Annotated in this window: 9 protein-coding genes; 7 read left to right on the forward strand and 2 right to left on the reverse strand. The window is 33.3% G+C overall.

The features are described 5' to 3' along the window. Positions 1 to 138 precede the first annotated feature (138 nt). Complete coding sequence (locus tag ISU02_RS23770; RefSeq protein WP_207736390.1) at positions 139 to 1,488, reverse strand: response regulator transcription factor; 1,350 nt, start codon at positions 1,486 to 1,488, stop codon at positions 139 to 141. Positions 1,489 to 1,908: 420 nt separating this feature from the next. On the opposite strand from ISU02_RS23770, the gene ISU02_RS17725 reads away from it, so the two are divergent. The 7 genes from ISU02_RS17725 (at position 1,909) to ISU02_RS17755 (ending at position 7,334) form a co-directional block, all read left to right on the forward strand. Further along, complete coding sequence (locus ISU02_RS17725) at positions 1,909 to 2,457, forward strand: NADPH-dependent FMN reductase family protein (RefSeq protein ID WP_207736392.1); 549 nt, start codon at positions 1,909 to 1,911, stop codon at positions 2,455 to 2,457. A 286-nt stretch (positions 2,458 to 2,743) separates the two neighbouring features. Continuing rightward, the gene (locus ISU02_RS17730) at positions 2,744 to 3,094 is read left to right on the forward strand and encodes an SH3 domain-containing protein (RefSeq protein ID WP_194703174.1); all 351 of its coding nucleotides are present in this window, start codon (positions 2,744 to 2,746) and stop codon (positions 3,092 to 3,094) included. Between the two features lie 230 nt (positions 3,095 to 3,324). Continuing rightward, a complete protein-coding gene (locus ISU02_RS23775) occupies positions 3,325 to 3,609 on the forward strand; it encodes an HIT family protein (protein ID WP_207736393.1) in 285 nt (94 codons plus the stop codon). Between the two features lie 302 nt (positions 3,610 to 3,911). Then, entirely contained in the window at positions 3,912 to 4,511 is a 600-nt protein-coding gene (locus ISU02_RS17740; RefSeq protein WP_194703175.1) for a uridine kinase family protein, read from the forward strand. A 5-nt stretch (positions 4,512 to 4,516) separates the two neighbouring features. After that, positions 4,517 to 4,966: a DUF4760 domain-containing protein gene (locus tag ISU02_RS17745; protein ID WP_207736395.1), complete on the forward strand. Its 450-nt coding sequence runs from the start codon at positions 4,517 to 4,519 to the stop codon at positions 4,964 to 4,966. Positions 4,967 to 5,742: 776 nt separating this feature from the next. Then, complete coding sequence (locus ISU02_RS17750; protein WP_207736397.1) at positions 5,743 to 6,189, forward strand: VOC family protein; 447 nt, start codon at positions 5,743 to 5,745, stop codon at positions 6,187 to 6,189. 170 nt (positions 6,190 to 6,359) lie between these two features. After that, positions 6,360 to 7,334 carry a hypothetical protein gene (locus tag ISU02_RS17755; protein ID WP_194703177.1) on the forward strand — a complete coding sequence of 325 codons (975 nt, stop codon included), beginning with the start codon at positions 6,360 to 6,362 and terminating at the stop codon, positions 7,332 to 7,334. Here the strand turns inward: ISU02_RS17755 and ISU02_RS17760 are convergent. Then, a partial coding sequence (locus tag ISU02_RS17760) for a transposase (RefSeq protein ID WP_194703178.1) occupies positions 7,323 to 7,788 on the reverse strand: 466 nt, incomplete at its 5' end. The two genes, ISU02_RS17755 and ISU02_RS17760, sit on opposite strands and share 12 nt — an antisense overlap.

Genomic DNA, 7,788 nt, shown 5'->3' on the forward strand with positions numbered 1-7,788 from the left:
TTTTTATAATATGAGTAACTTCCTATTGGTAACCTTAATTTTACGCTGTTTATACCAGAAAAAAAATCACCCCTAAGGGGTGATTTAATATAATATACGTGAAGATTTGAATATTTTCGTTACATTATGCCTTTAAGATCATAGTGGATTCATATGAGACACATATTTTTCTATAAGTTCTTTTTTATTGCTGACTTCGGCTTTAGCATAAATATTTTTTGCATGTGTTTTTAAAGTGTTTTCCGAAATAAACATTCTTTCAGCAACCTCCTTGTTTTTTAATCCCTCCAGCATAAGTAACACAATTTCACGCTCTTTTACAGTAAAAATATCAAGGCAACTCTCACTAATCCAATGTCTTTTACGTGCTTCTTCAACAAGGGCATTGAGTTTGCCGTATAGAGCATTGTACAGTGGGAGAGCAAGTAATGTGAAGATTGTACAAAGCGACACCGCGATATAAATTTTTTGCCAGCCGTCATTAAAAATCATTGCCAGTACATTACCTAAAAATACTGCAATCAAGTTAGAACCCATTACAGGAAAAAATACCTTAAAGGGTTCATTGAATAAAAAGCTGACTTTGGCAACGAGAGTCCACAGAATCATGTCCAATAGAAGATAACCAGAAGCCACAACAAGGTAAGACAGAGTAGGTGCGTGGTTGTAAATAATGAGTAACAAAAAACCAATGCCAATAATCGCAAGTGAGATTAGAGCGAAAATAGGTTTATCCAAACTCTGTTTTTTCAAAATGATCAAATGCATGAAAAACGCATAAAGCACACCTTCCACAATGTAAACACCAGAAAAGGTCTTTAAAGTAAGCTCTTTAATCAATGTTTGACTTAAACCGCCACCGACATTGGTCAAGAAAATAATGAGGGAAATCAATAAAATAAATTTGTAATCTAAAGCGACATGAACGGCCCCTTTAGGATTTTCTGAATAAGGTTCAAATTTAATCGTATAAATGTACGAAATGATGAGGCTTAAAAAAATAAATAAAATGCCTATTTTGCCTTGTGGTAAAGTACTCAAGGTATTATTAATGGCGATACAGACCCTGCTAAAACAAATCGTTGCCGCCATGACGACAAACATATCCGTGTATTCAATGGTCTTAATGAACATGACGCCCCATCCAGCAATGAAGATTACACTAAAAATACCTAAAACGCCTGCAACAATATACATGAGATATGTTTCAGGCCAAAATCGATTTAGGATTAGAAGTATAAAAGTGCCTGTAATGGCAATTATTAAGCTGGTTTTCATCCAGCTTATAGCCTTATATTTTTGCCAAGGTAAAAATGTAAACCCATAACAGACAATCGCTGGAACAATAATATAGATCATCGCTAAAAAGGCAATATTTATATTTTGAAATACAATTGTCAGCAAACTGCCATTATATAAAAATGATAATAACCAAGACAAAAACAGACCATACGATAAAATGACGTGTACAATTTTCCGGTCATTCAAGTGAAGTCACTTCCTTATGAAATTGGGTACAGGGTCCTATAAACATTATACTCTTAAAATATAACATATTTGACTTCCGGATACAATGCTATCATGCACTTGTGGTGAGGTATACAGAGAATTTAGCATGCCTGTAAAACGATATGAATCTCAGTAAAAATAGAATGTGATTTTTAGTAAAATAGTTTAAAAAATTTGTATCGTAAAGTTTTACCTTTTTTATTGTGTATTTATGTTTTTATTTGAATAGATTAAATGATACAATATTTCTATGGTAATAGAGATATTAAAAAAATCATTATGTAAAAGGATTTATTTTGTGCTACTTGCTCCATTCAAGGTCATATTGGAAGGGGGAGGTAAATGAGAATCGAGTAAATGGATGTTATTAAGTGTACCTGAAAAGATGAGGTGAATATTATGAATGCGTTATCTAAACAAATTATGAATCAAAGTGATCAACAATCATCTGATGCCTCTGCATTGCCTAAATGTCTGATTGTTGTCTATTCTTATCATCACAATAATACTGCTAAAATTGCACAAGCTCTCTCGGAAGTTCTAATGGCACAGATTAAGACACCTGATCAAATAGTTCAAGAAGAACTTGCTGATTATGATCTTATTGGCTTTGGCGCTGGCATCGCTGGCGGTAAGCACTATAGGCCTCTACTGGATCTAATCGATGGGTTTGAGCCGATAATCGCTGCCTCACAGGACTCTCAGCAGAAGTGTTTCATCTTCTCGACCAGTGCCATAATCAGTGCAGAAAAAATCTTTAATGACCATACTGCTCTCAGAGATAAGCTCGTCTCAAAGGGGTTTAGCGTCATTGACGAATTTAGCTGTAGAGGGTTAAATACAAACAGTTTTCTCAAATTTTTTGGTGGTATGGGCAGAGGTAGACCCAATGCAGAAGATTTAGACAACGCCAGAAAATTTGCGCATACAGTTTTGGAAAAGATATAGAAGAGGTGAAAATAATGTGTGGACATCAATACCAGTACAACTAATTATATCGAAATCATAAATACGTATCAAAATGGCCTACAAACACGAATACACATTGCCTTAGCAACCTATACAGAAATTAAATTTAACAAACAGGATAAGCTACAAGGGACACTTTAATTATTGATCGGATCATATAATTATAACCAAAAAGGTAATGATGATCTCAGTCATACTGGCGATGTACTGACGAAATAGTAAAAAATATTGAAAGACAAATAAATATGGAAAGAAGTGGACAACTATGATTGAATATAAAGTTATTAAAGAGAGAAAATCCGACATGAACTCACCAATTAAATTAAAAACAGGTGATATAGTTGAGTGCCTTGAAGAGTCTAATGAAGATGGAGATTGGGCAGGGTGGATTCTTTGCAAAGGGAATAGTCTGAAAGGATGGGTTCCAAAACAAATAATAAAAAAAGAAGGAAAGATTGGAAAAGTACTAGAGAATTATGATGCTACTGAATTTGATCTAACAATAGGTGAGATAATAATTTCTGATAAAGAACTAAACGGTTGGATCTATGGAATTAAGAAAAATAGTGATGGATTAAAAGCATGGGCACCGTTAAATCACATACAAAAATTATGATAGACAAAACGTTCAAACTATTTTCGCACTACTTCTAACACGCCGATTACCTAAATCACTCTGATGACACAGCCCTTGCGAGGCAAGTACAGAGCCACTTTTCCTAAGGGTCAAAAGGAGTGACTTCGGTAATCGCGGGAACGTTATGTGAAAATTTTAGTACATGACTTTATTAGTACAAGAATCAATCGATCGGTAAATGCATTTGAACAATATTAGAAGGAGACTGTATGATAAGTCATCAGCCTGAGGAATACAACTGTCCATTTTGCCTTGTTGTAGAGGGCATAGAGAATGAGCATGTTATAACACTTCAAGAAGATATAATCTACAAAAATGCTTACGTAACTGCTTTTATTGCATCACATTGGTGGCCGAATAATAAAGGACATATACTAATCGTTCCCAATAGACATTATGAGAATATATATGAAATTCCTGTTGACTATATTTGCGAAGTACATATGCTTGAGAAACGTGTGGCAAAGGCAATAAAAAAATGTATACAATTGTGATGGAGTGTCATCACGACAACATAATGAGCCAGCAGGTAATTAAGATGTATGGCATTACCATTTACATGTTTTTCCTAGATATATTGGTGATAACCTTTATGAAACATGTAGAGAAACGACTGACTCTGAGGAACGCAAGAAATATGCTAATCGTATGCGTGCGTATCTAGCAAAAACAGATTAAGTTTTTGAAGCAATTCATGACATTGGCTTTTGAATTGAAGCAAAAGCATTATTCGATAGACTATCAATTGAACCATATAGACCGAATAATTTCATAAATCTCGTAAATGGAGGATTCCGTGGAAATATCTGAGACAAATTTAATTATCAATCATATTGAAAACTGTTTAGTAAATAGGGATATGACTATTGTGTTAATTGCTGGGAACTCTAGAGCTGGAAAATCTACTTTATCAAATGAAATACTTGATTATTTCAATGAGAAAAATATATATACCCAAAGAATTGAACTCGATAATTGGATAATTAGTGTTGATCAACGCACTGAAAAAATGAATGTGTTCGATCGATTCAATGCATCTAAAATTGAGGAGGATTTTAAAGTACTTACTAGAGGAAGTACTTTGCAGCTAGATGCATATGAAGCTAAGAGTAGAGGTAGAACTAGAATTCAAAAATCAATTAGTTTAATAAAAAAGGGCGTCGTTATTGTAGAAGGTGTTATAGCTCTTGGTTTAAGTAGTCTAGTAAGCTACGCGGATATCCGTATATATGTAGATATAGATGAATCAATTAGAAAAGAAAGGTTTATAGAATTCTATACGAACAAAGGTCTAGCTATAAATGAGATAGAAAATACGTATTTGAATAGACTAGAAGATGAGTTTAAGTTGATTGATTCAACAAAAGCTAATGCAAATATAATCTATAAAAGGTGATGGAAATGAAATTATGGAGTTTAGAAGAAATATCATCAATAGCTTCTGTAGTTGAACTAATTGTTGTAATTATCAGTATTATATATGCTAAGAAACAGTTAGATGACAGTGTGCTAAGTAGAAGAATTCAATTACTTAGAGAAATAATTAGTGAAGTTGGAACAGACGAGATACGAGAATTACGATCATGGCTATATAATTCATCTGAGGAGGACATTGACTTAGATAAAGTGCGACGCCTTGCAGTAGCATATGATCGAATATCGTTTATGCTTTTGAATGATAGAAATGCACTGAAGTTATTTCGCGAATTTCAAGGAAATGAAATAATTCAAATATGGGAGAAGGTTGAGTCTCGTATTAGGATAATTCGTGATCAAAGGAAGAATCCTGACTATTGCATCCATTTTGAAAAGCTTTATTTGTCTATAAGTACAAGTGAGAGAAAGTACTAAAATCATCACATAACACGCCAATTACAAAAATTCATCTGATGTCACAGTCCTTGAGAGGCAAGCACTGCGCCACTTTTCCCGCTAAGGCGTTAAAAGGAAGAAACGTCGGAAACTGCGGGAACGTTAGCTAAAATACTTAAATCAGAGCAATCAAGAATCAATAATGAAAAAAGGAGTATTTATGAATAAGATAGTAAATGAATCTATTAAACATAAAAGAATCTTTACAGCATCACTTTATGTATTTATAGCATTCGTTGGATGTTTCGTTTTCCCAATTGTTCCAACTTCATATGATGTATATACGAGCTATCCAATTAATATACTGATTATTTCATTGTGTATACGAATATGGATTATAAATATTTGCAATAAAAGTTTCAATTTACTAAGAAGAATACATAATAAGCACGGGATATATATATTCATCAACGTATTTATTATGAATCTTTTGGGGTTTGCAGTAAGATTGTATATAGAATATGGTGAATACACCTTCATGAAGGAATATACCCTAATGAATGTAGTATTACACTTATTACTATTGCCGATGTTAGCTGTATTGACTTTAAGAAATAGTATGCATAGTAAAAAGATTTAAGTACTTCAGCTAACACGCCGATTCCCACCATTCCTTATTCCTCTCGATGTCATATCCCTTGCAAGGCAAGTGCTAGGCCACTTTTTCCGCTAAGGCGTTAAATGAGAGTGACTTCGGTAACCGCGGGAACGTTATATTAAAGTTTTGACTAAGCAGAAGAAAGGTCACTAGAATTATGAGTAAATTAGTAAATGAAGCAATTAAATTTGAAGGTATTAATCACATAACTTTTGCTGTTTCAGATTTAAAGAAGTCAATAGAATTTTATAAAATTGTTTTTGGTGATAGATTAGTTGCAGAGAGTGAAAAGTTGGCATATTTTGATCTTGACGGTGTTTGGTTTGCTTTAAATGTTGAGAAAAATATCAAGTCTCAAGAACGACAAAGAACATATACTCATATTGCATTTTCCATGAACTTAGAAAATCAGAAAAAGTTAAAAGAGAAGTTGGCGAATAATGGTATTTCATTTGAAGACGGTCGATGTAGAAATTCTAGAGAAGGTGTCTCACTGTATCTCAGAGATTATGATGGTCATTTGATAGAATTTCATAGTAGTAACTTAATGGATAGGCTAAAATACTATTCCGAAGAAAGAGAAGATGTAAAGGTGTATGTATAAAAACTTATTACGATCGTCAAAGCCATCATATAACACGACAATTTCCTACATTCCTTCCGATGACACGGTTCTTGCGAGGCAAGGACAGTGCCACTTTTCCCTTAAGGGTGAAAAGGATGAACTTCGGTAATTGCGGGAACATTATGCAAGATTCAAAATGAGGTACGATTATGAAGTATAAACTAGAATTGGAGCAATTGTATCCCAATGGGATTGTATCAGATCTTTCTAATAGAGACAGAAAACTTTACGGGAAAATAAGTTATTTTGCAAGAACATCATTTAATATGAAAATCGAGGAATACATTATTAATGTATTAGGACTAGAATATCACAAGTATTCTGAAAGTAAGTTTGACTCGGCGCCACTAAAATATTTGAGTGAGAAATTTCATCGTGATTTCACAACGAGAGAAATATATGAATACTGGGGAATATCTAAACAAAGATTAGCTCAAATGTTAAATCATGAACCTGTTATTGGAAATATATGGTATTCACCTCGAATAGAAGAGGACCTATTTGAGATTATTAATTTATTAATTGATCAGGATATGGTTAAAGATGAAGATGATAGTAGACTAATAAGGATTTACTCTAATATAGATCAAGAAGTTAATGTTGCGTTAATAGGTAAAGATAGAGTCGTAAAGGTATATAACATTAATGACAGTCAGACCATTGAAAAACTAAAATATAAATTTTGGTTTAGATTAACTAGAGATGAATATAATTTATTGTCAAATTTGTTGTATGACGCGAAAAGCTTCCAGGATGAATATGTATCAAATAGGACTTTTAGAGAAAATGTAAGAAAAATAGCTTACAAAAACAACTTGTCAGTCAAAATCTTCATGAATACTCTTGGAATTTCTTATAAGCATCCAAATTATAAAACAGAAGAAGAAATAACAGAACTACTTTCTGAGCATTTAATTGAAGAACCTAATATTATCCATATACATACTGACGACTGGCTGACTTACTGTAGTATTGTTAGAATGGCAAGACGCAAATATCCAGAAATCGGTGTGAAAGCACTAGAATTATTTGCTAGAGATTATGGATATGAGTATAGATTTTTTAGAGATACTATAAATTGGACCTGTCAAGAATTTTGTGTAAAGTTTGATTTAAAATTTTAAGTGAGTAGCGATTCTATCAGAAAAAAGGATCTCAAGTTGATTCATGACTTGTCCCCAATTTTGGACAGGATGCAACCATGACTTTTTTATATCTATGGTTCTTAGGTAGACCAACTTATATAAGGCCATCTCATTTGGAAAAGCACCTTTGCGATCCGTAACTTTTCTTAGCTGATTATGATAACTTTCAATGGTATTGGTGGTGTATATAATTTTTCTTATCTCACTAGGGTACTCAAATAAACGCTCTACAGCGTCCCAATTGTTACGCCAAACAGCCACTGCTGCAGCAGACTCTGACCATTTAAGCTCAAATGCTTCGAACAGAATTATGGCTTCATCCAAACTCACGGCTTTATAAACAGCCTTTATATCTTTGGCGAATTCAGACCATCTTTTTCGTGCAATATAACGCGTAGAATTGCGCATAAGATGTACAATGCATCTTTGTGTT

Source organism: Fusibacter ferrireducens, assembly GCF_015352425.1.
Lineage (GTDB): Bacteria > Bacillota > Clostridia > Peptostreptococcales > Acidaminobacteraceae > Fusibacter_A > Fusibacter_A ferrireducens.

Coding starts and splice junctions, on each gene's coding strand:
- ISU02_RS17725 (WP_207736392.1), top strand. CDS start 1,909: ATGAATGCGTTATCTAAACAAATTATGAATCAAAGTGATCAACAATCA.
- ISU02_RS17730 (WP_194703174.1), top strand. CDS start 2,744: ATGATTGAATATAAAGTTATTAAAGAGAGAAAATCCGACATGAACTCA.
- ISU02_RS23775 (WP_207736393.1), top strand. CDS start 3,325: ATGATAAGTCATCAGCCTGAGGAATACAACTGTCCATTTTGCCTTGTT.
- ISU02_RS17745 (WP_207736395.1), top strand. CDS start 4,517: ATGAAATTATGGAGTTTAGAAGAAATATCATCAATAGCTTCTGTAGTT.
- ISU02_RS17750 (WP_207736397.1), top strand. CDS start 5,743: ATGAGTAAATTAGTAAATGAAGCAATTAAATTTGAAGGTATTAATCAC.
- ISU02_RS17755 (WP_194703177.1), top strand. CDS start 6,360: ATGAAGTATAAACTAGAATTGGAGCAATTGTATCCCAATGGGATTGTA.